A 25,707-nucleotide genomic window follows, 5' to 3' on the forward strand; every position below is an offset into this window, starting at 1 on the left:
TCCATGTCTGAAATAAATCAGAACGTAAAAGATAGCCGTCAGCAGTATTACCAGCATATTTCCGGGCAGAATCTGACGCCGCTGTGGGAATCGTTACATCACCTGGTACCGCAGACGCCAAACGCCAACTGCGCGCCGGCCTACTGGAATTATCAGGAAATTCGTCCGCTACTGATGGAAAGCGGCAATGTCATTGGCGCGAAAGAGGCGATCCGCCGGGTGCTGGTGCTGGAAAATCCGGCATTGCGCGGTCAGTCGTCGATCACGGCGACCTTATATGCTGGTTTACAGCTGATCCTGCCCGGCGAAGTCGCGCCGAGTCATCGCCATAACCAGTCGGCGCTGCGTTTTATCGTCGAAGGTAAAGGCGCATTTACCGCGGTGGACGGCGAGCGCACGCCAATGCATACCGGCGATTTTATCCTGACGCCGCAGTGGCGCTGGCACGATCATGGTAATCCGGGGTCAGAGCCGGTGGTATGGCTGGATGGTCTGGATCTGCCGTTAGTCAACCTCCTGGGCTGTGGGTTTGCGGAAGACTATCCCGAAGATCAGCAGCCGGTGACGCGAAAAGAGGGCGATTATCTGCCGCGCTATGCAGCGAATATGCTGCCGCTGCGCCACCAGTGCGGGAACTCGTCGCCGATTTTCAACTACCGTTACGACCGCAGCCGCGAGGCGCTGCACGATCTGACCCGTATGGGCGATCCGGATGAGTGGGAAGGTTACAAGCTGCGTTACGTTAATCCCGTCACCGGCGGTTATCCGATGCCGTCAATGGGCGCGTTCCTGCAATTGCTGCCAAAAGACTTTGCCTCGCGTGTGGCGCGGAGCACCGACAGCACTATCTACCACGTCGTTGAAGGGGCAGGGCAGGTCACTATCGGCAACGAAACTTTTCATTTTTCCGCAAAAGACATTTTTGTGGCGCCGACCTGGCATGAGGTGTCGTTTCGCAGCAGTGAAGACACGGTGTTATTCAGCTTTTCGGACAAGCCGGTTCAGGAAGCCCTGGGGCTGTTCCGCGAAGCACGTTATTAATTAGGGAGAGAGAACATGACCAAATATGTATTCCAGCCGCAGGCCCCGGTAACAGTACCAGTGGCGGGCAGTGATGAGCAGTTTCCGGTACGTCGCGTTTACTGCGTGGGTCGCAACTATGCCGCCCATGCCCGTGAAATGGGCTTTGATCCCGATCGCGAACCGCCGTTCTTCTTTTGTAAACCAGCAGACGCTGTCGTCCCGGTAGCGGCGGGGGATACACTGGAACTGCCGTATCCGGCGCAGACCGATAACTACCATTATGAAATTGAGCTGGTGGTGGCGATTGGTAAAAAGGGGAGCGATATCCCGCTGGAAAAAGCCCATGAATATGTCTGGGGATACGCCACTGGTCTGGACATGACGCGTCGCGATCGTCAGATGGAAATGCGTCAGATGGGACGCCCGTGGGAAATTGGCAAAGCGTTCGATCTCTCCGCGCCCATTGCGCCATTACACAAAGCCGCTGAAACGCATAATGTGGATAACGCCCCTATTTGGCTACAGGTTAACGGCGAAGACCAGCAGCGCAGCGATATTCGTCATCTGATTTGGTCGGTGAATGAAACCATCAGCTATTTGTCCGGCTTTTTTGAATTGCAGCCAGGCGATTTGATTTTCACCGGTACGCCAGAGGGGGTGGGCGCCGTGGTGAAAGGGGATGTCATCACCGGGAACGTAGAAGGTCTGACGCCGATTGCTGTGAAAATTGTCTGAGGTGAACGATGAAGCTGTACAGTTTCTTTAATAGTTCGGCGTCTTATCGTGTACGTATTGCGCTGGCGTTAAAGGGGATTGATTACCAGACGGTGGGCGTCAATATTCGTATCGGCCAGCAGAATGCGCTGGCCTACCGACGGATGAATCCGGTAGGCCTGGTGCCGACGCTGGTCACTGATGACGGCGAATCGTTGGGGCAATCGCTGGCCATCGTCGACTGGCTGGACCGACATTTTCCGCAAACGCCGCTGCTGCCGACGAGCGACCCGGCGCGCAGCCAGGCGCTGGAAATTGTTTACGCTATCGCCTGCGATATACACCCAATCAATAACATGCGCGTGTTGCGCTACCTGACCGATGAGCTGAAGGTTAGCGAAGAGGATAAAAAACGCTGGTACGCCCACTGGATACAGCAAGGGTTAAGCGCGGTAGAGCAGCTATTGCGTAAAAGTCAGTCCGGCCGATTCTGCGTGGGCGACGCGCCAGGCCTTGCGGACTGCTGCCTGATTCCTCAGTGGGCGAATGCGCTCAGGATGGGCTGCGATTTATCAGGCTATCCGCGCTGTAAAGCCGTTTATGACGCCTGCGTACAGCTACCGGCGTTTATTGCCGCCGCGCCGGAAAATCAACAAGATAAAATCCCGGCCTGAAAAGGAGAATGACCATGACTCACGTGACAAGCGCAATTATTGTAGGTGGCGGAATCGGCGGCGCGGCGACCGCGCTGTCGCTGGCGCGCCAGGGAATAAAAGTCATGCTGCTGGAAAAAGCGCACGAAATTGGCGAGATTGGCGCGGGTATTCAGCTTGGGCCGAACGCTTTTTCGGCGCTGGATAGTCTCGGTGTGGGCGATGTTGCCCGCCAGCGTGCGGTGTTTACCGATCACATTACCATGATGGATGCCGTGAATGCCGAAGAAGTGGTATGCATTGAAACCGGACAGGCGTTCCGTGACCATTTTGGCGGGCCGTATGCGGTAATTCACCGGGTAGATATTCATGCAACGGTATGGGAAGCGGCGCTGACGCACCCTGGCGTGGAGTATCGTACCTCGACCCATATTGTCGATATCCGCCAGACGCCGGATGACGTTACGGTGTTTGATGAGCAGGGAAATAGCTGGACGGCGGATATTCTCGTGGGCTGCGACGGCGTTAAATCGGTCGTGCGGCAAAGTTTACTCGGCGATGCGCCGCGCGTAACGGGGCATGTAGTTTATCGGGCGGTGATTGATTGCGACGATATGCCGGACGATTTACGTATTAACGCACCGGTGCTGTGGGCAGGCCCGCATTGTCACCTGGTCCATTATCCGCTCCGTGGAGGCCAACAGTACAATCTGGTGGTGACATTCCACAGCCGCCAGCAAGAAGAGTGGGGCGTGAAAGACGGCAGTAAAGAAGAGGTGCTCTCTTATTTTGCCGGCATTCATCCCCGCCCGCGTCAGATGCTGGATAAGCCGACCTCCTGGCGCCGCTGGTCGACCGCCGATCGCGAGCCGGTCGCGAAATGGGGAACCGAGCGTATCACTCTGGTGGGCGACGCCGCGCATCCGGTGGCGCAATATATGGCCCAGGGCGCCTGTATGGCGCTGGAAGACGCCGTCACGCTGGGCAAAGCGCTGGAACGCTGCGACGGCGACGCGCAGCAGGCATTTGCGCTGTATGAGTCGGTGCGTATTCCCCGCACGGCGCGTATCGTCTGGTCTACCCGCGAGATGGGGCGTCTCTATCACGCCGCCGGGGTGGAGCGTCAGGTGCGTAATCTGTTGTGGAAAGGGAAATCGCAGGAGGCGTTTTATCGCGGTATCGAATGGCTGTACGGCTGGAAAGAAGATAACTGTCTTGAGCCGCGTTGAGCACTTTACGTGACGTAGCGTGGCGTTTGCGCCGCCACCCGGCAAAAAGTTTTGCTCATCGCAGAGAGGCGTTATGATAGCGCCTCTTTTTTTGCTGTGGATACCGATATGCGTGTTTTACTGGCGCCGATGGAAGGCGTGCTCGACGCGTTAGTGCGCGAGCTGCTGACCGAAGTGAATGATTACGATCTCTGCATCACCGAATTTGTGCGCGTGGTGGATCAGCTGCTGCCGGTAAAAGTGTTTCATCGCATCTGCCCGGAGTTGCATCACGCCAGCCGCACGCCGTCCGGCACGCCGGTGCGTATTCAGCTTCTGGGCCAGCACCCGCAGTGGCTGGCGGAAAACGCCGCGCGGGCGACGGCGTTGGGATCGTATGGCGTGGACCTGAACTGCGGCTGTCCGTCAAAAGTGGTGAACGGCAGCGGCGGCGGCGCGACATTGCTCAAAGATCCCGAACTCATCTATCAGGGCGCGAAAGCGATGCGGGCCGCGGTACCGTCGCATCTGCCGGTGACGGTAAAAGTGCGTCTCGGCTGGGATAGCGGCGATAGAAAATTTGAAATCGCCGATGCGGTGCAGCAGGCCGGCGCCAGTGAACTGGTGGTGCATGGCCGTACCAAAGCGCAGGGCTACCGCGCCGAGCATATCGACTGGCAGGCGATCGGCGAAATACGCCAGCGTCTGACTATTCCGGTTATCGCGAATGGCGAAATCTGGGACTGGCAGAGCGCGCAGGCATGTATGGCGGCCAGCGGCTGCGATGCGGTGATGATTGGCCGTGGGGCGTTAAATATTCCTAACCTGAGCCGGGTGGTGAAGTATAACGAGCCGCGTATGCCGTGGCCGGAAGTGGTTGCATTATTACAAAAATATACCCGACTGGAAAAGCAGGGCGATACCGGTTTATACCATGTCGCGCGTATTAAACAGTGGTTGGGATATTTACGTAAGGAATATATTGAGGCGACGGAACTCTTTCAGTCGATTCGGGCGTTAAACCGTTCGTCCGAGATTGCGCGGGCGATTCAGGCTATTAAAATCTAATCTCTACAGCGTCCAGAACGTGTGCCGGACAGATACTATCGCTGCCCGGCGCAGGAATCAGAAAATCATCTTAAACACGCCCGTTACCACCAACAGCCCAATCAGAAAAATAATTAAGATTGCCCATAGAAGAATTTTCATTGTTTGTCCCTTTATTGGTAAATACAAACAAAGTATAGGAAAGTATTAAGCCATCTGCTGCTTTGTTGGGCGCGGCGACGTTTAACTCATGAAGGCTGCTGGCGCGTATTGCAGCAAAATCGTTCATTTATTAACGGGTTAATGGGACTTTACATTGAATCATTACATCAAAAAATGTATCAGATGAAATTATTTGCTAATCATATAAATTTCAAAATATGTCTTTTGTTGTCTGATGATGTATTGCCACGCGTAACTAAAAAATAGATCGCCGTAAGACGTACTCTCTGCGCACCTTTTTTTATCAGAACACCTCCATGAATCGTAATTCTTTCCTTGCCGCGACAGCGAGCTTACCGCTTTTTATTTTGCTGGCGGGCTGCGCCCCTATGCACGATACCCGCCAGTCGCTGACCCAGCAGACGCCCTCTTCTCATGTTGATTCCAGCCTGCCGGCGGCATTGAAAAACGGTTGGCCGGATAGCCAGTGGTGGAAGGCGTATCACGATACGCAGCTTGACGCGCTGATTGATAATGCCATACAGCATTCGCCGGATATGCAGGTGGCTGAACAGCGTATTCAACTGGCGGAAGCGCAGGCGAAAGCGGTTGAGGCGCAGGACGGCCCGCAGCTCGACTTTTCTGCCGACATTGAGCGCCAGCGAATGTCCGCAGAAGGACTGATGGGGCCATTCGCGATTACCGACCCCGCGGCGGGAACGACCGGGCCGTGGTATACCAACGGTACATTCGGCCTGACGGCGGGCTGGGATCTGGATTTATGGGGGAAAAACCGCGCTGAAGTTACCGCGCGGATCGGGGCGGTCAAAGCGCGCGAAGCGGAGCAGGAGCAAACCCGACAACTGCTGGCAAGCGGCGTGGCGCGACTCTACTGGGAGTGGCAGACGCAGGCGGCGCTGAAAAATGTGCTGATGCAAATCGAGCATGAGCAGCAAAACGTGGTGGCGGTAAACCGGGAGTTGTATCAACACGGCATTACTTCTTCTGTTGAAGGGGTCGAGACCGATATCGACGCCAGTAAAACCCAGCAGCAGATGAATGACGTTAACGGTAAAATGAAGGTTATTGAAGCGCGGCTCAGCGCGTTAACCAATACGCAATCGGCGGCGCTCAAGCTGCGTCAGGTGAGTCTCCCCGCCGTTGAAAGCCAGTTACCGTCGCAACTGGGGTATTCGTTGCTGGCGCGCCGGGCGGATCTACAGGCCGCGCACTGGTACATTGAATCCTCGTTGAGCAGCATTGACGCCGCGAAGGCCGCGTTTTATCCCGATATCAATCTGATGGCTTTTTTACAGCAGGATGCGTTACATCTGAGCGATCTGTTCCGCCATTCCGCACAGCAATATGGCATTACCGGCGGGCTGACGCTGCCGATTTTCGACAGCGGCAGGCTGAATGCCAACCTCGATATCGCCAAAGCGCAAAGCAACCTTTCTATCGCCAACTACAACAAAGCGGTGGTAGATGCGGTTAATGATGTGGCGCGCGCTGCCAGTCAGGTAGAGACGCTGGCGCAGAAAAACCAGCATCAGCAGCAGATTGAGCATGACGCGCAGCGTGTGGTCGGTCTGGCGCAAGCGCGCTTTAATGCCGGCATTATTGCGGGTTCCCGCGTGAGCGAGGCCAAAATCCCGGCACTGCGCGAGCAGTGTAACGGCTTGCTGTTGCAGGGCCAGTGGCTGGATGCCTCCATTCAGCTTACCAGCGCGCTGGGCGGCGGTTATCATTCCTGATTTTTCCGGATGATTCAGACAGGGTTCCTATACTTAGGCTGTGTATGAATCATCCGGAGAGGAATATGACCAAAGTTGCAATTGTAACGGCATCAGATTCGGGAATTGGCAAAGCGTGTGCGTTGTTATTAGCACAAAACGGTTTTGATATTGGTATCACCTGGCATTCCGATGAACGCGGCGCGCAGGAGACGGCGAAAAAAGCGGCGCAATTTGGTGTGCGGGTAGAGACCATTCATCTTGACCTGAGCCAGTTACCCGAGGGCGCGCAGGCCATTGAACATCTTATCCAGCGCCTGGGGCGCGTTGACGTGCTGGTCAATAATGCCGGGGCGATGACCAAATCCGCGTTTATTGATATGCCGTTTACGCAGTGGCGGCAAATTTTTACCGTGGACGTCGATGGCGCATTTCTCTGCGCGCAGATCGCCGCCCGGCATATGATTAAACAAGGAGAGGGAGGGCGTATTATCAACATCACCTCCGTCCATGAGCATACGCCGCTTCCGCAAGCCAGCGCCTATACCGCGGCGAAACATGCGCTGGGGGGATTGACTAAATCCATGGCGCTGGAACTGATTGAACATCATATTTTGGTCAACGCCGTCGCGCCAGGCGCTATCGCCACGCCGATGAATGATATGGATGACAGCGACATTGAGCCGGGATCGGAACCCTCGATCCCTATCGCCCGACCGGGTTCTACGCATGAAATAGCCAGCCTCGTCGCCTGGCTGTGTTCGGAAGGCGCAAGCTATACCACCGGTCAGTCGCTGATTGTCGACGGCGGGTTTATGCTGGCGAATCCGCAATTCAACGCAAAATAAACGCCGGGGCCGGATGGCGGCGTTATGCCATCCGGATACCATCGGGTTTAACGGGCCTCCGCTTTGCCGCGGCTTTTCAGCCACCAGCGCACGCCCACCACCAGGACGATGGCCAGAATCAGCCAGACCCCATGCCTGAGATGCTGATCGAGGTCGTGCAGCCATGGCGCGATCATCTCGCCGCCAAGATATCCCAGCGTGGTAAACAGCAGCGCCCAGATCAGCGCGCCTACAATATTCAGCGGCAGAAAAATTTTAGGCGGCAGGCGGCTGGCGCCAATCAGCAACGGGCCAACCACCCGGAAGCCATACATAAAACGCGTGCCGATCACAAACAGATACGGATGGCGTTGGATCATTTTCTGCGCGCGACGAATCTTCGTATGATAACGCGGGAAACGACGCAGGATCTTCCCGCCATAGCATCGTCCTAACAAGTAAAGTAGCTGATCGCCCATCATCCCTCCCAGCGCGACGGCCGCCGCCACCAGCGGAAACTTGAGCAATCCCTGATGCGCCGCGACGCCCCCCAACAGGGTAACGGTTTCACCTTCGGCCATACTGCCGATAACCAGCGCCGCATAGCCATAATGCGTAATAAGCGTGTTGATATCCATGCGTAAACCACCTCCGGCATTAAGCATACACCCTGGCAAGAGGCGTGCGTGGCAAAGCCGACGTTTTGCCGGAGACTATTTCGCTGTTGTTCATAAAATAACCAGAAACTGAATTATACTTGAACATACTGGCATCTGAGGCAGCAGAAGGGGGCAGTATGAACCATGTATGGGGGCTTTTTTCCCATCCCGATCGGGAAATGCAGGTGATCAAAAGCGAAAACGAAACCGTTTCGCATCACTATACGCACCATGTTTTGCTGATGGCGGCGATTCCCGTCGTCTGCGCCTTTATCGGCACGACGCAAATCGGCTGGAATTTTGGCGACGGCAACGTGTTACAACTCTCGCTGTTTACCGCTTTTGCGCTGGCGGTCTTGTTCTACGGCGTGATGCTGGCGGGCGTCGCGGTGATGGGACGCGTCATCTGGTGGATGGCGCGAAACTATCCGCAACGGCCATCGCTTGCGCGCTGTATGGTTTTTGCCGGCTATGTCGCGACGCCGCTGTTTTTAAGTGGTCTGGTGGCGCTCTATCCCCTGGTATGGCTATGCGCTTTGGTCGGCGCTGTCGCGCTCTTTTACACCGGCTATTTGCTGTATTTGGGTATTCCGACTTTCCTTAACATTAATAGAGAGGAAGGATTAAGCTTCTCCAGTTCGACGCTCGCTATCGGCGTGCTGGTCCTGGAGGTGCTACTGGCGATCACCGTGATCCTGTGGGGATACGGCTACCGCCTGTTCTGATGCGAAAAAGGGCTGGCGCAAAAGCCAGCAATGCAGCATTTGCTGACGATTCTTCTGTAGCGGCAACGCTGTCGTGCCGCTATGATGCCACTGCTAGCTTGAGTATAATCTTAGCTCAGGCGGTGTGCGTTACGACGCGCGTGAATCATTATCAGAAATCTCATCATGCTGAAATTCCGAGCTTCATTCCTGAGCCTTGCTCTGATGTTGGCCGTACCTTTTGCCCCGCAGGCCGTGGCGAAAACGGCAGCGACAACCGCGGCGTCTCAACCTGAGATTGCCTCCGGTAGCGCAATGATTGTTGATCTCAACACCAATAAAGTGATCTATTCGAACCACCCGGATCTGGTGCGTCCGATTGCCTCAATAACCAAATTAATGACGGCGATGGTCGTGCTCGACGCGCGATTGCCGCTGGATGAAATACTGAAGGTCGATATCAGCCAGACGCCGGAAATGAAAGGGGTTTACTCCCGCGTGCGCCTGAACAGCGAAATTAGTCGCAAAAATATGTTGCTGCTGGCGTTGATGTCATCCGAAAACCGTGCGGCGGCAAGCCTGGCGCACTATTATCCTGGCGGTTATAACGCGTTTATTAAAGCGATGAATGCGAAGGCGAAAGCGCTGGGCATGACGCATACCCGCTTCGTTGAGCCGACGGGGCTGTCGATTCATAACGTCTCGACCGCGCGGGATTTAACAAAACTGCTGATTGCCACGAAGCAATACCCGCTGATTGGCCAGCTAAGCACCACGCGCGAAGACATGGCGACATTCTCGCATCCGGCGTATACGCTGCCGTTTCGCAATACCAACCATTTGGTCTACCGTGATAACTGGAATATCCAGTTAACGAAAACCGGCTTTACCAATGCGGCGGGGCATTGCCTGGTGATGCGTACCGTGATCAATAACAAACCGGTCGCGCTGGTGGTCATGGATGCGTTCGGCAAATATACCCACTTTGCGGACGCCAGTCGCCTGCGTACATGGATTGAAACCGGTAAAGTCATGCCCGTTCCGGCTGCCGCGCTGAGCTATAAAAAGCAAAAAGCCGCGCAAATGGCGGCAGCCAGCGCCAGCGCCGGAGCGCAAACCGCACAGAACGATTAAGTCGCCGCAGGCCCGGCAGGCATCGCGCCGCCGGGCATTCACGGTAAACCGCACGGTGTTAATGCGTTTCGTCGGGCGTATTTTCCTGCCAGAATTTCCGCTTACTCGTTTTGCCGATACCGGGGTTCATACTGTTGGTTGGGTCATTTTGCCGATAAAAACGCGTCAGCGTTTCCGGCGCTTTATACAGATGTCCCACGTTGTGCTCCGCCGGGTACTGCGCCCCGCGCGCCTGCAATAGCTCCAGCATTTGCGCTTTCAGCGCATGGACGTCGACGCCTTTCTTTACGATATAGTCCTGATGAAAAACGTGGCACATAAAGTGTCCGTAATAGAGTTTATGTACCAGTTGGCTGTCGATTTCCGGCGGCAGATGCTCGAACCAGTCGGTATCGTTGCGGCGCAGAGCGATATCCAGCGCCAGGATATCTTCCACTTCATCAGAGTGTACGGCCTGATAACGAATCGCCGCGCCAGCAGCGGCGAAGCGGTGCAGGAAGGCTTTGCTGCCTTCTTCCGGCGTACAGGTGAAGAAACCGCCCTCAGCGGATTTAAAAAATTCATTCAGCCAGCGTTGCGCTTCTGCGACGCCGTCTCCCGCCATTTTTAACAGCAGATGATGCTCATATTTATCGCGCCAGTTTTTCATTCGCGGCGGCAGATGGCTGGGAAACAGATGGCCGAATTTCTGCATCGCGCGGTCGGTGAAATGCGGACGGAAAAATTTTACTTTTTCCAGCATCGCATCGGTTCGGCCTTTTAGCGTGAAAAAGAATGGCATCTTGTCGGTGCCGAGTTTATCGATCATCAGAAAGGTATCTTTACCGTACTGCTCCGCAATATCGTAGATATCGCGATGCATATATTCTCCCGCCACTGGCAGATTGTCGAAGTTCGCCAGAATATGCCGACGGATTTCAGTCAGTACCGCGGGCTGATTGGTGCCGATATAAAAAACCTGCTGATTTTTTTCCGCTGCAAAGGTATCAAGGCGAACGGCAAAAACCGCCAGTTTTCCGGCGCAGCCGGAAGATTCAAACAAACGGTCCGGGTCGGCGTTATAGCGGGCGGGCGTATCGGCGTTGATATCTCGTACCCGCGTCACATAGTCGTGATCGTGCGCATGACGACCATCGTGACGCACATCCTCATCTTTAATCCGTTCGTCATCCAGCTTGCTCAGGATCTGCTCCGGCGTATGCCCAAGATCGATACCCAGATGATTGACCAGTTGCAGTTTGCCTTGCTCGTCAATACGGGCAAAGAGCGACATCTCGGTATAGGCCGGGCCGCGCTGCACCAGCGAGCCGCCGGAGTTATTACAGATGCCGCCGATGACCGACGCGCCGATACACGACGAACCAATCACCGAGTGCGGTTCACGGCCCAGCGGTTTAAGCGCTTTTTCCAGCGCATAGAGCGTCGTACCGGGCCAGGCCAGAACCTGTTGGCCGTTATCCAGTAAGTGCAGCTTATCCAGCCGCTGGGTGCTGATAATCACAATATCGCGATCGTAGTCGTTGCCGTTCGGCGTGGAGCCTTCCGTCAGACCGGTGTTGGCGGCCTGCATCAGAATAATTTTGTCAGCGTTAACGCAGGCGTTGAGCACACGCCACAGTTCCAGTAACGAACCCGGGAAAACAACGGCCAGCGCGTCGCCCTGACCGGAACGGAAACCCTTGCGATAGCGGGCGGTTTTGGCGGGGTCTGTCAGCAGGTGAGAATGGCCTACCAGGCGGGCCAGCTCATTCAGGAACGTTTTATTATCAGTCATTGTTATGGAAGACATTCTCCACTCCTTGTGGTGGGACAAAATATCAGCGTTAAGCATAGCGCTTTGTATGACAATACGCTTTCTCATTCAAATTGTCTCTGTGTTGGTAGTATTCATTTGCCGCCTTGATACCATTTGCTGGCGGTTGCGTATTCGACTGTGCGGAAAATTAGGAGAATAACCTTCGCTTTCTTCTCCTCTCGCGTTTAGGCTTATGGCAAACTGCGGTTTTTATTCTGTTTTTACCGCCTCGTCGGGATAAAGATAAAGAGAGACTCAACATGAAATGGTTATGTTCAGTAGGTGTTGCTGTGAGTCTGGCGATGCAGCCAGCATTGGCGGAAAACCTGTTTGGCAATCACCCGCTGACGCCCGAAGCGCGCGACGCGTTCGTCACAGATTTACTCAAGAAAATGACTGTCGATGAAAAAATTGGTCAGTTACGTCTGATTAGCGTCGGCCCTGATAACCCGAAAGAAGCGATTCGCGAGATGATCAAAGACGGGCAGGTAGGGGCGATTTTCAATACCGTCACCCGCCAGGATATTCGTCAAATGCAGGATCAGGTGATGGCGTTGAGCCGCCTGAAAATTCCTCTCTTTTTTGCCTATGATGTGGTACACGGCCAGCGAACCGTCTTCCCGATAAGCCTCGGTCTGGCTTCTTCTTTTAATCTGGATGCGGTAAGAACCGTAGGACGCGTATCGGCGTATGAAGCGGCGGACGACGGTCTGAATATGACCTGGGCACCGATGGTGGATGTCTCCCGCGATCCGCGTTGGGGGCGCGCCTCCGAAGGCTTTGGCGAAGATACATATTTAACCTCCATCATGGGCGAAACCATGGTGAAAGCGATGCAGGGCAAAAGTCCGGCGGATCGCTACTCGGTGATGACCAGCGTGAAACATTTTGCCGCCTATGGCGCCGTTGAAGGCGGTAAAGAATACAACACCGTGGATATGAGTTCCCAGCGTCTGTTTAATGACTACATGCCGCCGTACAAAGCGGGGCTGGATGCGGGGAGCGGCGCGGTGATGGTGGCGCTGAACTCGCTGAACGGCACGCCTGCGACGTCAGATTCCTGGCTATTGAAAGATGTCCTGCGCGATGAGTGGGGCTTTAAGGGAATTACCGTTTCCGACCACGGCGCTATTAAAGAACTGATTAAACACGGCACGGCGGCCGACCCGGAAGATGCGGTGCGCGTGGCGCTAAAGGCAGGGGTGGATATGAGCATGGCGGATGAGTATTACAGCAAATATCTGCCGGGCCTGATTAAGTCGGGCAAAGTGACGATGGCGGAACTGGACGACGCGACGCGCCATGTGCTCAACGTAAAATATGACATGGGATTGTTTAACGACCCCTATAGCCATCTGGGGCCGAAAGAGAGCGACCCGGTGGACACCAATGCCGAAAGCCGCCTGCATCGTAAAGAGGCGCGGGAAGTGGCGCGGGAAAGTGTGGTACTGCTGAAAAACCGGCTGGAAACGTTGCCGCTGAAAAAATCGGGCACCATTGCCGTTGTTGGGCCGCTGGCCGACAGTCAACGTGATGTAATGGGGAGCTGGTCTGCTGCTGGGGTCGCGAATCAGTCGGTGACGGTGCTGGCGGGTATTCAAAATGCCGTCGGCGACGGGGCGAAGATCCTCTATGCCAAAGGGGCGAATATCACTAACGATAAAGACATCGTCGATTTCTTAAACCTGTATGAAGAGGCGGTGAAAATCGATCCGCGCTCACCGCAGGCGATGATTGATGAGGCGGTGCAGGCGGCGAAACAGGCCGATGTGGTGGTCGCAGTGGTAGGCGAGTCGCAGGGGATGGCGCATGAAGCCTCCAGTCGTACCAATATCACCATTCCGCAGAGTCAGCGCGACTTAATCACCGCTCTGAAAGCCACCGGTAAGCCGCTCGTACTGGTATTAATGAACGGCAGACCGCTGGCGCTGGTAAAAGAAGATCAACAGGCCGATGCGATTCTGGAGACCTGGTTTGCCGGGACGGAAGGCGGCAACGCCATTGCCGATGTGCTGTTTGGCGATTACAACCCGTCAGGCAAACTTCCGATATCCTTCCCGCGTTCGGTGGGACAAATTCCGGTCTATTACAGCCATCTCAATACGGGACGCCCGTATAATCCTGAAAAGCCAAACAAATACACCTCACGTTATTTTGACGAAGCGAATGGCCCGCTCTATCCGTTTGGTTACGGTCTGAGCTACACCACATTTACGGTGTCTGACGTCACGCTCTCCTCACCGACAATGCAACGCGACGGCAAAGTCACGGCCAGCGTAGAGGTCACGAACACCGGTAAACGCGAAGGGGCAACGGTCATCCAGATGTACTTACAGGATGTCACGGCGTCAATGAGCCGCCCGGTGAAGCAATTAAAAGGCTTTGAAAAAATCACCCTCAAACCCGGCGAACGTAAAACCGTGAGTTTCCCGATTGATATCGAGGCGTTGAAGTTCTGGAATCAGCAGATGAAATATGACGCGGAACCCGGCAAGTTCAACGTCTTTATCGGCGTGGATTCCGCTCGCGTTAAACAAGGATCGTTCGAACTACTGTAAGCCTGCCGTCAACAGGGTGCGATAGCTGCGCCCTGTCTGGCAATGACTTTTCCTGTCCCCCCTTTTATTACCAGTCACGTCACTTACACTGGCGGAAAATCCCAGGTTAAACGCAGACTTTTCAACTATGCTTTTTTCTCAAGTCTCTGAAAAAGGCCGTAAAAGGATGAGGAAAGCATCATGACGATCTCAAAGCTATGGGTAAGTTCGCTGGCGTTGCTGGCGACGGTGAGTTTACCTCTACAGGCGGCATCGCCCGTGACGGTCGGGTCAAAGATTGATACCGAAGGCGCGCTGCTCGGCAACATGATTTTGCAGGTACTGGAAAGCCACGGCGTTAAAACGGTCAATAAAATTCAGCTCGGGACCACGCCAGTCGTTCGTGGCGCGATTACCGCCGGAGAGCTGGATATCTATCCGGAATACACCGGTAACGGGGCGTTCTTTTTTAAAGATGAAAACGATCCGGCATGGAAGAATGCAAAGCAAGGCTTTGAGAAAGTCAAAAAACTGGATGCGGAGCAGAATAAGCTGGTCTGGTTGATGCCTGCGCCGGCAAATAACACCTGGACCATCGCGGTACGCCAGGACATCGCGGAAAAAAATAAACTCTCCTCGCTTGCCGATCTCAGCCGTTATCTGAAAGAGGGCGGCACTTTTAAACTGGCGGCGTCTGCGGAATTTATCGAACGGGCGGATGCGCTGCCGGCATTTGAAAAAGCCTATGATTTTACCTTGAATCAGAACCAGCTCTTGTCGCTGGCGGGCGGCGATACGGCGGTCACGATCAAAGCCGCCGCGCAACAAACATCCGGCGTTAACGCCGCGATGGCGTATGGCACCGACGGCCCTGTCGCCGCGCTGGGTCTGCAAACCCTGAGCGACCCGAAAGGCGTCCAGCCTATCTATGCCCCCGCGCCGGTAGTGCGTGAATCGGTGTTACAAGCCTATCCGCAGATAGCCGACTGGCTGCAGCCCGTTTTCGCCAGCCTTGATGAGAAAACGCTGCAACAGTTGAACGCCAGAATCGCCGTAGAAGGGCTGGATGCGAAAAAAGTCGCCGCAGATTACCTCCGACAAAAAGGGTGGGTGAAGTAATCTGTGAGTGACGCTGCCAAAAAAATTACGGTTAATCGTGTGCTGTTGCTGTTGGTTGTTCTGGCCCTGCTTGCTGTCGCGCTACCTTTCATTAATTACGCCCCGAATCGTCTGGTGAGCGGCGAGGGGCGCCAGTTATGGGAGATCTGGCCGGCGACCATCTGGATGCTGACTGGCGCGGGATGCGCGCTGTTTACGCTGTGCTTTGTACCCGGTAAACGCGGTAGCGTACTGACGCTGATGATGGCGCAGACGCTTTTTATTGTCATGCTGTGGGGAGTCGGTAGGGCGGCGACCCAGTTGGCGCAGGAGGGCAGCCCGCTGGCGCGTACCAGTCTGGGAAGTGGATTGTGGCTGGGCCTCGGTCTGATGCTGCTGGCCTGTAGCGATGCGATCCGCCGTATTACCGTTGGGCCGCTGTGGCGCTGGTTGCTGCACGCGCAAATTGTCATTGTCCCGCTGGTGCTGCTGTTTTCAGGCACGTTCGACAACCTCTCGCTTCTGAAAGAGTATACCAATCGCCAGGATGTTTTCGATGCCGCGTTGGTGCAACATTTGATGTTGCTGGCGGGCACGGTGCTGCCGGCGCTGGCGATCGGACTACCATTGGGCGTCTGGTGTTATTTTTCCGCCTCACGCCAGGGGCCGGTGTTTACCGTGCTGAATGTGATCCAGACTATCCCTTCCGTCGCGCTGTTTGGCCTGCTGATTGCGCCGTTGGCCGGACTGGTGAAACAGTTTCCGTGGCTTGCCGCATTCGGCGTCGCGGGAACCGGCATGACGCCTGCGTTGATAGCGCTGGTGCTCTATGCGTTATTGCCGCTGGTGCGCGGCGTGGTCGCCGGGCTCAATCAGGTGCCGCGCGATGTGCTGGAGAGCGCAAGAGCAATGGGAATGAGTAGCGGCCAGCGCTTCAGGCATGTGCAACTGCCGCTGGCGCTGCCGGTCTTTTTACGTAGCCTGCGGGTAGTAATGGTCCAGACAGTGGGAATGGCCGTCGTCGCCGCGCTGATTGGCGCGGGAGGTTTCGGCGCGCTGGTGTTTCAGGGGCTATTGAGCAGCGCCATTGATTTAGTCCTGTTGGGCGTCATTCCGGTGATTGCGCTGGCGGTAGTGATCGACGCGCTGTTTGATTTATGGATCGCGTTTTTGAAGGGAGCAACCGATGATTGAATTTAACCATGTTAGTAAAACCTTCGGCGATCAACAGGCTGTTAGCGACCTCAATTTGCACTTTAGCGAAGGCAGCTTTTCGGTGTTAATTGGCACCTCCGGTTCGGGAAAATCGACCACGCTGAAGATGATTAACCGGCTGGTAGAGCATGATAGCGGAACGATCCGTTTTGCCGGGGAAGAGATCCGCAGCCTGCCGGTGCTTGAACTGCGCCGTCGCATGGGCTATGCCATTCAGTCTATCGGTCTTTTTCCCCACTGGACGGTGGCGCAAAATATCGCCACCGTACCGCAACTACAAAAGTGGTCGCGTGCGCGGATTAACGATCGTATTGATGAACTGATGGCATTATTGGGTCTGGAAAGCGCGCTGCGCGATCGTTATCCGCATCAGCTTTCCGGCGGGCAACAGCAGCGGGTCGGCGTTGCGCGGGCGCTGGCTGCCGATCCGCAGGTATTGCTGATGGACGAGCCTTTCGGCGCGCTTGATCCGGTAACGCGCGGCGCATTGCAGCAGGAGATGACCCGCATTCATCAGCTACTGGGGCGCACCATCGTACTGGTGACGCACGACATCGACGAGGCGCTACGCCTCGCCGACCATCTGGTGCTGATGGACGGGGGCCACGTTATCCAACAGGGATCGCCGCTTTCTATGCTGACCTCGCCGGAAAATGATTTCGTGCAGGCGTTTTTTGGCCGCAGCGAGCTGGGCGTAAGGCTGCTTTCGTTACGTAGCGTAGGCGATTATGTACGCCGGCATGAACAGCTCAGCGGCGACGCGCTGGTGGAAGAGATGACGTTACGCGATGCGCTATCGATGTTTGTCGCCCGCCGGTGCGACGTCCTGCCGGTGGCGAATCAGCAGGGCGAGCCCTGCGGTACGCTCCATTTCCGCGATCTGCTTTCGGAGACGTCCCCCCGTGAAACGACTGTGTGATCCACTTCTCTGGCTTATTGTTCTGTTCTTGCTTCTGCTGTTTGGATTGCCTTATAGCCAGCCGTTCTTCGCCGCGCTGTTTCCCGATTTGCCGCGCCCGGTCTACCAACAGGAGAGTTTTGTCGCCCTCGCGCTCGCCCATTTCTGGTTGGTGGGCATCTCAAGTCTGTTTGCCGTCGTGGTGGGCGTCGGCGCAGGGATTGCGGTCACGCGAGAAAGTGGGAAGGAGTTTCGTCCCCTGGTGGAGACTATCGCCGCCGTCGGGCAGACCTTTCCGCCGGTCGCGGTACTGGCGATCGCGGTACCCGTCATGGGTTTTGGTCAGCAACCGGCCATTATCGCCTTGATCCTGTATGGGGTGTTGCCCATCCTGCAGGCGACCCTGGCCGGGCTGGGCGCGGTGCCTGCCAGCGTGATGAGCGTTGCCAGCGGTATGGGAATGAGCCGTCGCCAACAGTTGTATCAGGTTGAGCTGCCGCTGGCCGCGCCGGTGATTCTGGCGGGCATCCGAACCTCGGTGATTATCAATATTGGTACGGCGACCATCGCTTCAACGGTGGGAGCCAGTACGTTAGGCACGCCGATCATTATCGGGCTTAGCGGCTTTAATACGGCCTATGTTATCCAGGGGGCGCTGCTGGTGGCGCTGGCGGCGATCATTATCGATCGCCTGTTTGAAAGGCTGACGCGCGCGCTTACCCGGCACGCAAAATAAAACTGTAACCTGCCAGCATCACGCCGCCGATACCGCCAATAGCCATCAGCAGGAAAAGGGCGATCACCCCGATTTTCGCTACGCGCATTATGTACTCCTTATGTTAATAAAAGGAGTATACATTAAAGCGAATTTGTTAGCTGCTGTTTAAACGCCTAGGGGATGAATGTCGCGTCCCTGGGCGCGCCATGCCAGGAGTTGTTGCTGCTGCGCCAGCGTCTGGTTTTCTCCGCACCATACCAGTAACGTCTTGCCGTCAAACAGTTCCGGGCGGAACTGGCTAAGCGAGTGCGCCAGCACGTCGATTCGCCATCCCTGTTGGCTGGCGACCCAACCTTCCAGCCACAGGCGGGTGGTATCATGGATATTCCAGCCGATCACCAACGCATCTTTTCCCTGTTTCTTACGCGCAGACGCCAGGCAGAGCGCAATATAGTTGATCAGGATACCGTCAAGAATGCCGAGCAGCGCCTGAAGGGCGGGTTGTTGGCACTGTAACCGTCGCCGCAGCGGGACGAACAGGTTCGTGGTCAATGTTTGGGCTGGATAATCCTGACCGCGTTCTTTGACCCATAACCGTAAACTGTGCAGATTACTGCTTTGCAGGTAGTGCAGCAGGATCTCCTGCTGTTCGCGCCAGCCGTTAGGTTGTTCGCTACTGTCGCTACTGAGCAGCACTTTGACTTTGCTGACCTGGACGCCGTTATCTATCCAGCGCTTGATTTCGCGGATTCTGTCGATATCGGCATCGTTAAACAGACGATGACCGCCATCCGTTCGCTGTGGTTTTAAAAGTCCATAACGTCTCTGCCACGCGCGCAACGTGACAGGATTGATATCACAAAGCAAAGCCACTTCACCAATTGTGTAAAGCGCCATCGTTTCACCCTTGCTCGCGAGGTCCCGGTTTAACTTTAGACGCTCTTTTAGGAACCAGGAAGTTTTGCCTGTTTTTTATGCATTAAAACGCGAAGTAGCGGGTTGCGGCGCGGCGTTTAAGTGATCGTATTCACGAATTCATATTTTTATGCAACAGTTCAAAGAAAGTTAATCGTACTCAATGTATGTTACGCGCTTTTAATTGAAGTGTGGTTTGCGGGTATGTACGAGTTTAATCTGGTGTTGCTGCTGCTTCAGCAGATGTGCGTGTTTCTGGTCATTGCGTGGCTAATGAGTAAAACGCGCCTGTTCATCCCGCTTATGCAGGTCACGGTTCGTCTGCCGCACAAGCTTCTGTGTTACGTCACGTTTTCTATCTTCTGCATTATGGGCACTTATTTTGGGCTGCATATCGAAGATTCAATTGCCAATACCCGCGCGATTGGCGCGGTGATGGGCGGCCTACTCGGCGGGCCGGTCGTCGGCGGGCTGGTCGGTCTGACCGGTGGGTTACATCGGTATTCTATGGGCGGCATGACGGCGCTGAGCTGTATGATTTCCACCATCGTCGAAGGGCTGCTGGGCGGGTTGGTACACAGCGTTCTCATACGTCGCGGACGCCCGGACAAAGTGTTTAGCCCGCTGACGGCGGGAGCAATTACGTGTGTTGCCGAACTGGTGCAGATGCTGATCATTTTACTGATAGCCAGGCCGTTTGACGATGCCCTGCATCTGGTCAGTAATATTGCCGCGCCGATGATGGTGACGAATACCGTTGGCGCCGCGCTGTTCATGCGTATTTTGCTCGATAAGCGCGCCATGTTCGAAAAATATACTTCGGCATTTTCTGCTACCGCGCTGAAGGTCGCTGCGTCAACGGAGGGGATTCTGCGTCAGGGATTTAACGAAGTGAACAGTATGAAGGTGGCGCAGGTGTTATATCAGGAGCTGGATATCGGCGCCGTCGCCATCACCGATCGCGAAAAACTGCTGGCTTTTACTGGTATTGGCGACGATCACCATCTACCGGGCAAACCCATTTCATCAGGTTATACGCTGAAAGCAATTGAAACCGGAGAGGTGGTTTATGCCGATGGCAACGAAGTGCCGTATCGCTGTTCGCTACACCCGCAGTGTAAACTCGGCTCGACGCTGGTGATCCCGCTGCGTGGCGAAAATCAGCGAGTCATGGGCACCATTAAATTGTACGAAGCGAAAAACCGGCTGTTCAGCTCAATTAACCGCACTCTGGGAGAGGGTATTGCGCAGCTTTTATCTGCGCAGATCCTGGCCGGGCAGTATGAACGGCAGAAGGCGTTGCTGACGCAGTCAGAGATCAAGCTGTTGCACGCGCAGGTGAATCCGCATTTTCTGTTTAATGCGCTCAATACCATTAAAGCGGTGATTCGCCGCGACAGCGAACAGGCCAGCCAACTGGTGCAGTACTTGTCGACCTTTTTTCGCAAAAATTTAAAACGCCCGTCGGAAATCGTCACGCTGGCGGATGAAATTGAACACGTAAACGCTTATCTGCAAATTGAAAAAGCGCGTTTTCAGTCGCGTCTGCAGGTACAGCTTGATGTTCCATCGACGCTTTCACGTCAGAAATTGCCTGCGTTTACATTACAGCCGATTGTTGAGAACGCCATTAAACATGGCACGTCGCAACTGCTTGATACCGGCAACGTCGCTATTCGCGCCCGGCGCGAAGGGCAGCATTTGATGTTAGATATTGAAGATAATGCGGGACTGTATCAGCCTTCCGCCGGCAGTAGCGGGCTGGGGATGAGTCTGGTGGATAAACGTCTGCGCGAACACTTTGGCGATGATTATGGTATTAGCGTGGCCTGCGAGCCGGACTGTTTTACCCGAATTACATTACGACTTCCACTGGAGGAGGACGCATGATTAAAGTGCTGATTGTGGATGATGAGCCGTTAGCGCGGGAAAATCTGCGGATTTTGCTCCAGGGGCAGGATGACATTGAGATTGTGGGAGAGTGCGCGAATGCGGTAGAAGCGATTGGCGCGGTACATAAGCTGCGACCTGATGTGCTGTTTCTGGATATTCAGATGCCGCGTATCAGTGGGCTGGAGATGGTAGGAATGCTTGACCCGGAACACCGCCCGTATATCGTTTTTTTAACCGCGTTTGACGAATACGCCATCAAAGCCTTTGAAGAACACGCTTTTGATTATCTGCTCAAGCCGATAGAGGAGAAACGGCTGGAAAAAACGTTACATCGTCTGCGTCAGGAGCGCAGTAAACAGGATGTTTCGTTGCTGCCGGAAAACCAGCAGGCGCTTAAATTCATTCCCTGTACCGGACACAGCCGGATCTATTTGTTGCAAATGGATGATGTCGCCTTTGTCAGTAGCCGTATGAGCGGCGTTTATGTGACCAGCAGTGAAGGGAAAGAGGGGTTTACCGAGCTGACGCTGCGCACGCTGGAAAGCCGGACGCCGCTACTGCGTTGTCATCGTCAGTTTCTGGTGAATATGGCCCATTTGCAGGAAATTCGGCTGGAGGATAATGGGCAGGCAGAGCTGATTTTACGCAACGGCCTGACGGTGCCGGTAAGCCGTCGCTATCTGAAAAGTTTAAAAGAGGCGATTGGCCTGTAAAAGACTGTTAGAATATCGTTTTGCCATAGAAACGACCGAAGGCCTCATGCTGAGTAACGATATTCTGCGTAGCGTGCGCTACATTTTAAAAGCTAATAATACCGATCTGGCGCGTATCCTGGCGCTGGGTAACGTTGATGCTACGCCGGAGCAGATTGCAATCTGGTTGCGCAAAGAAGAGGAAGAGGGGTTTCAGCGTTGCCCGGATATCGTGTTGTCCTCATTTCTCAATGGCCTCATTTATGAAAAACGCGGCAAAGATGAGGCGGCGCCTGCATTGACGGCGGAACGTCGTATCAACAACAATATTGTGCTGAAAAAGCTGCGTATCGCCTTTTCGCTAAAAACAGATGATATCCTGGCGATACTTACCGGTCAGTTGTTTCGTGTCTCAATGCCAGAGATCACCGCGATGATGCGCGCGCCGGATCATAAGAACTTCCGCGAATGCGGCGATCAGTTTATGCGTTATTTTCTGCGCGGCCTGGCGGCCCGTGAACACGCGGCGAAGTAATTCTGCGGTATTGTTCCCGGCAGCGTCCTGTCTGACCGGGAAAACGCATTATTATACTAATTGATTCTATGATACCCGCTCTCTTCCAACAGTTTCTGCGAGCGAATCATTGACAGATAGTACGCGGAACAGTTGTCAATTGATGATCCTGGCAATTTACAGAGGTCGCTTATTTTTGCCTGGGTAAAATCAATATCCACATATTCCGTAGCATAGCTATCATAATAGTCGATTCGTTCAGTCAAACCCGGCATACCCTGATAAGCTTCGCTGACTTGACTCAGCATTTTTTGTGCTTCTTCTTTATTATTGGCTTTCAGGATTTTATAAAGTATTTTATTTTCAGATGCTTGACGTAAAACGATATCCCCTTTGTAGTAATAGGTTAACTTGATTTCAATACCGTTGAGATTACCTACATAGCGTTGTGTTTCCTCTGACTCTTTGTTAGCGGCTATCTTTTTGATAAACGCTGTCATGTTATTTTGCTTTCCCTGGAGAGTATCGTTTTTCTGATCGCAGCCAGTTATGCTAACCGATAGAGAGAGCGCGAATAGTGGCAGCGCCATAAGGCGTAGAATCCGCATAACAATTCCTTGTCGTTAAGTATTGGTGTGGCCAGGAATTCAGGGATTATAGGCTTTGGCGAGGGGACTTACAGCGAGGCTGTCTTTTTTCGGAATTCATAAAGAAAAGACGCTGCCGAAGCAGCGCCCTGAGCGACTTTATCAGTCGATGCAATACATTATGCCTGCCAGTTATTTCGCTTCTTTAAAACCAGCGGCTTCCAGCAGCGTCTGGGTTTGTTTCATGCTGATACCTTTGCTGGTATCGCCGGACACCATTGTCCCAGAGATTCCCTGTAACGCTTTAAAGTCCACTTTTTCCATATCCACAGAGACGTTTTCCTGGGCATAGGTATCTTCATAGGTTAATTTTTCTTCCACTCCGGCGATATTTTTATATTTCGCGCTCAGCGGATCGAGAATTTTGGCGGCATCTTCTTTCGTTTTAGCGCCTACAGTGGCATAGCTGATTTTACTTTCAGACGTCTGCTTAATGATTTTGTCACCTTTATAGGTGTAGGTAATTGAAATTTCTGTCCCCGCCAGGTTTGCGTTAAAGGTCTTTGATTCTTCTTTATCGCCACAGCCAGCAAGAGAGAACACCAGTACGGAAGCCAAAGCCGCGGACAATAACTTGCCAGAAATTTTCATCTAAAACTCCATTTTATATAATGATTGGGTTATTTAAAATAATTTCAATGAATTAATTTAACCCAGTAATAGCAATGTATCAGGGAGAGATAGAATATGACTTTTAGCCGTTATTTAGCAGTCCGGATATGGAGTCTTGGCGCTATTGCTTATTAAGGAAAAAGTTAAAACGCGCGGATGGGGCGATATGCCACTCAGGATTAAGCGGTTAAAAAAGCCGGAGCATGCTCCGGCTTGTTGCTTATTTCACCTGCTGGCCAGGCTTCGCGCCGTCATCAGGGCTTAACAGGAAGATATCTTTCCCGCCAGGGCCGGCGGCCATCACCATTCCCTCGGAGACGCCAAAGCGCATTTTGCGCGGCGCGAGGTTGGCGACCATTACCGTCTGGCGGCCAATCAGCGCCTGCGGGTCCGGGTAGGCGGAACGAATGCCGGAGAAGACGTTACGCTTCTCGCCGCCCAGATCCAGCGTCAGACGCAGCAATTTGTCAGATCCTTCCACAAACTCGGCGTTTTCAATCAGCGCCACGCGCAGATCGACTTTCGCAAAATCGTCAAAGGTGATGGTTTCCTGAATCGGGAAGTCGGCTAACGGGCCGGTAACCGGCGCGGCTGCGGCTTTCACCTCTTCTTTAGACGCTTCAACCAGCGCTTCAACTTGCTTCATGTCGATGCGATTGTAGAGCGCCTTAAAGGTGTTGACCTTGTGACCGAGCAACGGCTGTTCAATAGCATCCCAGTTCAGTTCGCTGTTCAGGAAGGCTTCAACGCGTTCAGAAAGCGTCGGCAGTACCGGTTTCAGATACGTCATCAGCACGCGGAACAGGTTGATGCCCATCGAGCAAATGGCCTGCAGGTCCGCGTCGCGGCCTTCCTGTTTAGCCACCACCCACGGCGCTTGCTCGTCAACATAACGGTTAGCGACGTCGGCCAGCGCCATAATCTCACGGATAGCTTTGCCGAATTCACGGCTTTCCCATGCTTCGCCAATCACCACAGCAGCGTCAGTAAAGGTTTTATACAATTGCGGATCGGCCAGTTCAGCCGCCAGCACGCCGTCGAAACGCTTATTGATAAAACCGGCGTTACGGGATGCCAGGTTAACTACTTTATTGACGATATCGGCATTGACGCGCTGGACAAAGTCTTCCAGGTTCAGGTCGATGTCATCAATGCGTGAAGAGAGCTTCGCGGTGTAGTAGTAGCGCAGGCTGTCGGCGTCAAAGTGTTTCAGCCAGGTGCTGGCCTTAATAAAGGTGCCGCGAGACTTAGACATTTTCGCGCCGTTCACCGTCACGTAACCGTGAACGAACAGGTTGGTCGGCTTACGGAAGTGGCTGCCTTCCAGCATGGCCGGCCAGAACAGACTGTGGAAATAGACGATGTCTTTGCCGATAAAGTGGTACAGCTCGGCGTCGGAGTCTTTCTTCCAGTATTCTTCAAAGCTGGTTGTGTCGCCGCGCTTATCGCACAGATTTTTGAAGGAACCCATATAGCCAATCGGCGCATCCAGCCAGACGTAGAAATATTTGCCCGGCGCGTTCGGGATTTCGAAACCAAAATACGGCGCGTCGCGGGAAATGTCCCACTGCTGGAGGCCGGATTCAAACCACTCCTGCATTTTGTTCGCCACCTGCTCCTGCAGCGCGCCGCTGCGGGTCCACGCCTGCAGCATTTCGCTAAATGACGGCAGGTCAAAGAAAAAGTGCTCGGAGTCACGCATTACCGGCGTCGCGCCGGACACCACGGATTTCGGCTCGATAAGTTCGGTCGGGCTGTAAGTTGCGCCGCAGACTTCGCAGTTATCGCCGTACTGGTCCGCGGATTTACATTTCGGGCAGGTGCCTTTCACAAATCGGTCCGGCAGGAACATGCCTTTTTCCGGATCGTAGAGTTGAGAGATAGTGCGGTTCTTAATAAAACCGTTCTCTTTCAGGCGCGTATAAATCAGCTCGGACAGCTCGCGATTCTCGTCGCTGTGCGTTGAGTGGTAGTTGTCGTAGCTAATATTAAAACCGGCGAAATCGGTCTGGTGCTCCTGGCTCATTTCACCGATCATTTGCTCCGGCGTAATACCAAGCTGCTGCGCTTTCAGCATGATCGGCGTGCCATGAGCGTCATCGGCACAGATGAAGTTAACCTCATGGCCGCGCATTCGCTGGTAACGGACCCAGACATCAGCCTGGATGTGCTCCAGCATATGGCCGAGGTGGATAGAGCCGTTGGCGTACGGCAGCGCGCACGTTACCAGAATTTTCTTCGCGACTTGAGTCATAGTGGGTATTACTTCTTCTGTTGTAAAAAAGGGCTTTGATAGTACCAAAATGGTA

The 25,707-nt window shown here is 54.1% G+C and carries 25 protein-coding genes; 17 read left to right on the forward strand and 8 right to left on the reverse strand.

Going from position 1 to position 25,707, the window contains the following annotated elements:
* Nucleotides 1–3: 3 nt before the first annotated feature.
* The 5 genes from gtdA (at nucleotide 4) to dusC (ending at nucleotide 4,666) form a co-directional block, all read left to right on the forward strand.
* Nucleotides 4–1,041, forward strand: coding sequence for a gentisate 1,2-dioxygenase (gene gtdA, locus LDB27_RS07650; protein WP_023231104.1), 1,038 nt, complete (start codon nucleotides 4–6; stop codon nucleotides 1,039–1,041).
* 15 nt (nucleotides 1,042–1,056) lie between these two features.
* Entirely contained in the window at nucleotides 1,057–1,758 is a 702-nt protein-coding gene (locus tag LDB27_RS07655; RefSeq protein WP_023231103.1) for a fumarylacetoacetate hydrolase family protein, read from the forward strand.
* 8 nt (nucleotides 1,759–1,766) lie between these two features.
* Entirely contained in the window at nucleotides 1,767–2,411 is a 645-nt protein-coding gene (gene maiA, locus LDB27_RS07660; protein ID WP_000781183.1) for a maleylacetoacetate isomerase, read from the forward strand.
* A 14-nt stretch (nucleotides 2,412–2,425) separates the two neighbouring features.
* Nucleotides 2,426–3,619 carry a 3-hydroxybenzoate 6-monooxygenase gene (locus LDB27_RS07665; protein WP_000150099.1) on the forward strand — a complete coding sequence of 398 codons (1,194 nt, stop codon included), beginning with the start codon at nucleotides 2,426–2,428 and terminating at the stop codon, nucleotides 3,617–3,619.
* A 108-nt stretch (nucleotides 3,620–3,727) separates the two neighbouring features.
* Nucleotides 3,728–4,666, forward strand: coding sequence for a tRNA dihydrouridine(16) synthase DusC (dusC, locus tag LDB27_RS07670; protein WP_001264834.1), 939 nt, complete (start codon nucleotides 3,728–3,730; stop codon nucleotides 4,664–4,666).
* A gap of 57 nt (nucleotides 4,667–4,723) precedes the next feature.
* Here the strand turns inward: dusC and yohP are convergent, their stop codons facing one another.
* The gene (yohP, locus tag LDB27_RS23920) at nucleotides 4,724–4,807 is read right to left on the reverse strand and encodes a small membrane protein YohP (protein ID WP_000698460.1); all 84 of its coding nucleotides are present in this window, start codon (nucleotides 4,805–4,807) and stop codon (nucleotides 4,724–4,726) included.
* 317 nt (nucleotides 4,808–5,124) lie between these two features.
* Here yohP and mdtQ point away from each other — a divergent pair, with 317 nt between their 5' ends.
* Nucleotides 5,125–6,561: a multidrug resistance outer membrane protein MdtQ gene (gene mdtQ, locus LDB27_RS07680; protein WP_023231102.1), complete on the forward strand. Its 1,437-nt coding sequence runs from the start codon at nucleotides 5,125–5,127 to the stop codon at nucleotides 6,559–6,561.
* Nucleotides 6,562–6,626: 65 nt separating this feature from the next.
* The gene (locus tag LDB27_RS07685; protein WP_000169617.1) at nucleotides 6,627–7,388 is read left to right on the forward strand and encodes an SDR family oxidoreductase; all 762 of its coding nucleotides are present in this window, start codon (nucleotides 6,627–6,629) and stop codon (nucleotides 7,386–7,388) included.
* A 47-nt stretch (nucleotides 7,389–7,435) separates the two neighbouring features.
* On the opposite strand, the gene LDB27_RS07690 is transcribed toward LDB27_RS07685, so the two are convergent.
* Entirely contained in the window at nucleotides 7,436–8,005 is a 570-nt protein-coding gene (locus LDB27_RS07690; RefSeq protein WP_001530335.1) for a DedA family protein, read from the reverse strand.
* Nucleotides 8,006–8,163: 158 nt separating this feature from the next.
* Between LDB27_RS07690 and LDB27_RS07695 the strand changes: the two genes are divergently transcribed.
* Both LDB27_RS07695 and pbpG read left to right on the forward strand, forming a co-directional pair.
* Nucleotides 8,164–8,751, forward strand: coding sequence for a Yip1 family protein (locus LDB27_RS07695; protein ID WP_001017057.1), 588 nt, complete (start codon nucleotides 8,164–8,166; stop codon nucleotides 8,749–8,751).
* A gap of 165 nt (nucleotides 8,752–8,916) precedes the next feature.
* The gene (gene pbpG / locus LDB27_RS07700) at nucleotides 8,917–9,864 is read left to right on the forward strand and encodes a D-alanyl-D-alanine endopeptidase (protein WP_000911555.1); all 948 of its coding nucleotides are present in this window, start codon (nucleotides 8,917–8,919) and stop codon (nucleotides 9,862–9,864) included.
* 58 nt (nucleotides 9,865–9,922) lie between these two features.
* On the opposite strand, the gene dld is transcribed toward pbpG, so the two are convergent.
* Nucleotides 9,923–11,653 carry a D-lactate dehydrogenase gene (gene dld, locus LDB27_RS07705; protein WP_000095235.1) on the reverse strand — a complete coding sequence of 577 codons (1,731 nt, stop codon included), beginning with the start codon at nucleotides 11,651–11,653 and terminating at the stop codon, nucleotides 9,923–9,925.
* A gap of 266 nt (nucleotides 11,654–11,919) precedes the next feature.
* Here dld and bglX point away from each other — a divergent pair, with 266 nt between their 5' ends.
* The 5 genes from bglX (at nucleotide 11,920) to LDB27_RS07730 (ending at nucleotide 18,143) form a co-directional block, all read left to right on the forward strand.
* Nucleotides 11,920–14,217, forward strand: a complete 2,298-nt coding sequence (bglX, locus tag LDB27_RS07710) for a beta-glucosidase BglX (RefSeq protein WP_000871554.1) — start codon at nucleotides 11,920–11,922, stop codon at nucleotides 14,215–14,217.
* A gap of 180 nt (nucleotides 14,218–14,397) precedes the next feature.
* A complete protein-coding gene (locus LDB27_RS07715; RefSeq protein ID WP_000155868.1) occupies nucleotides 14,398–15,315 on the forward strand; it encodes an ABC transporter substrate-binding protein in 918 nt (305 codons plus the stop codon).
* Nucleotides 15,316–15,318: 3 nt separating this feature from the next.
* Nucleotides 15,319–16,488, forward strand: a complete 1,170-nt coding sequence (locus LDB27_RS07720) for an ABC transporter permease (RefSeq protein ID WP_001278104.1) — start codon at nucleotides 15,319–15,321, stop codon at nucleotides 16,486–16,488.
* On the forward strand, nucleotides 16,481–17,428 hold the full coding sequence (locus LDB27_RS07725) for an ABC transporter ATP-binding protein (protein ID WP_000569166.1): 948 nt from the start codon (nucleotides 16,481–16,483) through the stop codon (nucleotides 17,426–17,428). Before LDB27_RS07720 ends, LDB27_RS07725 begins: the two co-directional genes overlap by 8 nt.
* Complete coding sequence (locus LDB27_RS07730; RefSeq protein ID WP_000824858.1) at nucleotides 17,412–18,143, forward strand: ABC transporter permease; 732 nt, start codon at nucleotides 17,412–17,414, stop codon at nucleotides 18,141–18,143. The genes LDB27_RS07725 and LDB27_RS07730 overlap by 17 nt, the downstream gene beginning before the upstream one ends.
* On the opposite strand, the gene LDB27_RS07735 is transcribed toward LDB27_RS07730, so the two are convergent.
* Together LDB27_RS07735 and mlrA are read right to left on the reverse strand one after the other, a co-directional pair.
* Nucleotides 18,124–18,231, reverse strand: a complete 108-nt coding sequence (locus LDB27_RS07735) for a protein YohO (protein ID WP_001261696.1) — start codon at nucleotides 18,229–18,231, stop codon at nucleotides 18,124–18,126. The genes LDB27_RS07730 and LDB27_RS07735 overlap by 20 nt on opposite strands.
* Nucleotides 18,232–18,290: 59 nt before the next feature.
* The gene (gene mlrA / locus LDB27_RS07740; protein WP_001240418.1) at nucleotides 18,291–19,022 is read right to left on the reverse strand and encodes an HTH-type transcriptional regulator MlrA; all 732 of its coding nucleotides are present in this window, start codon (nucleotides 19,020–19,022) and stop codon (nucleotides 18,291–18,293) included.
* 222 nt (nucleotides 19,023–19,244) lie between these two features.
* Between mlrA and LDB27_RS07745 the strand changes: the two genes are divergently transcribed.
* From LDB27_RS07745 to LDB27_RS07755, 3 genes are read left to right on the forward strand one after another with little or no spacing between them, the layout of a single operon-like run.
* Nucleotides 19,245–20,930: a sensor histidine kinase gene (locus LDB27_RS07745; protein WP_000272850.1), complete on the forward strand. Its 1,686-nt coding sequence runs from the start codon at nucleotides 19,245–19,247 to the stop codon at nucleotides 20,928–20,930.
* Nucleotides 20,927–21,646 carry a two-component system response regulator BtsR gene (gene btsR, locus LDB27_RS07750; RefSeq protein ID WP_000598637.1) on the forward strand — a complete coding sequence of 240 codons (720 nt, stop codon included), beginning with the start codon at nucleotides 20,927–20,929 and terminating at the stop codon, nucleotides 21,644–21,646. The genes LDB27_RS07745 and btsR overlap by 4 nt, the downstream gene beginning before the upstream one ends.
* 46 nt (nucleotides 21,647–21,692) lie before the next feature.
* Nucleotides 21,693–22,160 (forward strand): DUF1456 family protein, encoded by a 468-nt coding sequence (locus LDB27_RS07755; RefSeq protein ID WP_000950413.1) that lies wholly within the window; start codon nucleotides 21,693–21,695, stop codon nucleotides 22,158–22,160.
* A 56-nt stretch (nucleotides 22,161–22,216) separates the two neighbouring features.
* On the opposite strand, the gene LDB27_RS07760 is transcribed toward LDB27_RS07755, so the two are convergent.
* The 3 genes from LDB27_RS07760 to metG all read right to left on the reverse strand — a co-directional run bounded on the left by LDB27_RS07760 (nucleotide 22,217) and on the right by metG (nucleotide 25,652).
* On the reverse strand, nucleotides 22,217–22,747 hold the full coding sequence (locus LDB27_RS07760) for a YehR family lipoprotein (RefSeq protein WP_001221798.1): 531 nt from the start codon (nucleotides 22,745–22,747) through the stop codon (nucleotides 22,217–22,219).
* Nucleotides 22,748–22,918: 171 nt separating this feature from the next.
* Nucleotides 22,919–23,377, reverse strand: coding sequence for a YehR family lipoprotein (locus tag LDB27_RS07765; RefSeq protein WP_000703136.1), 459 nt, complete (start codon nucleotides 23,375–23,377; stop codon nucleotides 22,919–22,921).
* A 241-nt stretch (nucleotides 23,378–23,618) separates the two neighbouring features.
* Nucleotides 23,619–25,652: a methionine--tRNA ligase gene (gene metG, locus LDB27_RS07770; protein ID WP_000195345.1), complete on the reverse strand. Its 2,034-nt coding sequence runs from the start codon at nucleotides 25,650–25,652 to the stop codon at nucleotides 23,619–23,621.
* Nucleotides 25,653–25,707 lie beyond the last annotated feature (55 nt).

The organism is Salmonella sp. JXY0409-18, assembly GCF_020268625.1.
In the GTDB taxonomy this organism is placed as follows: domain Bacteria; phylum Pseudomonadota; class Gammaproteobacteria; order Enterobacterales; family Enterobacteriaceae; genus Salmonella; species Salmonella enterica.

Coding starts and splice junctions, on each gene's coding strand:
- LDB27_RS07655 (WP_023231103.1), top strand. CDS start 1,057: ATGACCAAATATGTATTCCAGCCGCAGGCCCCGGTAACAGTACCAGTG.
- mlrA (WP_001240418.1), bottom strand. CDS start 19,022: ATGGCGCTTTACACAATTGGTGAAGTGGCTTTGCTTTGTGATATCAAT.
- pbpG (WP_000911555.1), top strand. CDS start 8,917: ATGCTGAAATTCCGAGCTTCATTCCTGAGCCTTGCTCTGATGTTGGCC.
- btsR (WP_000598637.1), top strand. CDS start 20,927: ATGATTAAAGTGCTGATTGTGGATGATGAGCCGTTAGCGCGGGAAAAT.
- dld (WP_000095235.1), bottom strand. CDS start 11,653: ATGTCTTCCATAACAATGACTGATAATAAAACGTTCCTGAATGAGCTG.
- LDB27_RS07735 (WP_001261696.1), bottom strand. CDS start 18,231: ATGCGCGTAGCGAAAATCGGGGTGATCGCCCTTTTCCTGCTGATGGCT.
- mdtQ (WP_023231102.1), top strand. CDS start 5,125: ATGAATCGTAATTCTTTCCTTGCCGCGACAGCGAGCTTACCGCTTTTT.
- LDB27_RS07690 (WP_001530335.1), bottom strand. CDS start 8,005: ATGGATATCAACACGCTTATTACGCATTATGGCTATGCGGCGCTGGTT.
- LDB27_RS07665 (WP_000150099.1), top strand. CDS start 2,426: ATGACTCACGTGACAAGCGCAATTATTGTAGGTGGCGGAATCGGCGGC.
- bglX (WP_000871554.1), top strand. CDS start 11,920: ATGAAATGGTTATGTTCAGTAGGTGTTGCTGTGAGTCTGGCGATGCAG.
- LDB27_RS07725 (WP_000569166.1), top strand. CDS start 16,481: ATGATTGAATTTAACCATGTTAGTAAAACCTTCGGCGATCAACAGGCT.
- yohP (WP_000698460.1), bottom strand. CDS start 4,807: ATGAAAATTCTTCTATGGGCAATCTTAATTATTTTTCTGATTGGGCTG.
- dusC (WP_001264834.1), top strand. CDS start 3,728: ATGCGTGTTTTACTGGCGCCGATGGAAGGCGTGCTCGACGCGTTAGTG.
- LDB27_RS07760 (WP_001221798.1), bottom strand. CDS start 22,747: ATGCGGATTCTACGCCTTATGGCGCTGCCACTATTCGCGCTCTCTCTA.
- LDB27_RS07695 (WP_001017057.1), top strand. CDS start 8,164: ATGAACCATGTATGGGGGCTTTTTTCCCATCCCGATCGGGAAATGCAG.
- LDB27_RS07765 (WP_000703136.1), bottom strand. CDS start 23,377: ATGAAAATTTCTGGCAAGTTATTGTCCGCGGCTTTGGCTTCCGTACTG.
- LDB27_RS07755 (WP_000950413.1), top strand. CDS start 21,693: ATGCTGAGTAACGATATTCTGCGTAGCGTGCGCTACATTTTAAAAGCT.
- maiA (WP_000781183.1), top strand. CDS start 1,767: ATGAAGCTGTACAGTTTCTTTAATAGTTCGGCGTCTTATCGTGTACGT.
- LDB27_RS07685 (WP_000169617.1), top strand. CDS start 6,627: ATGACCAAAGTTGCAATTGTAACGGCATCAGATTCGGGAATTGGCAAA.
- metG (WP_000195345.1), bottom strand. CDS start 25,652: ATGACTCAAGTCGCGAAGAAAATTCTGGTAACGTGCGCGCTGCCGTAC.
- LDB27_RS07715 (WP_000155868.1), top strand. CDS start 14,398: ATGACGATCTCAAAGCTATGGGTAAGTTCGCTGGCGTTGCTGGCGACG.
- gtdA (WP_023231104.1), top strand. CDS start 4: ATGTCTGAAATAAATCAGAACGTAAAAGATAGCCGTCAGCAGTATTAC.
- LDB27_RS07745 (WP_000272850.1), top strand. CDS start 19,245: ATGTACGAGTTTAATCTGGTGTTGCTGCTGCTTCAGCAGATGTGCGTG.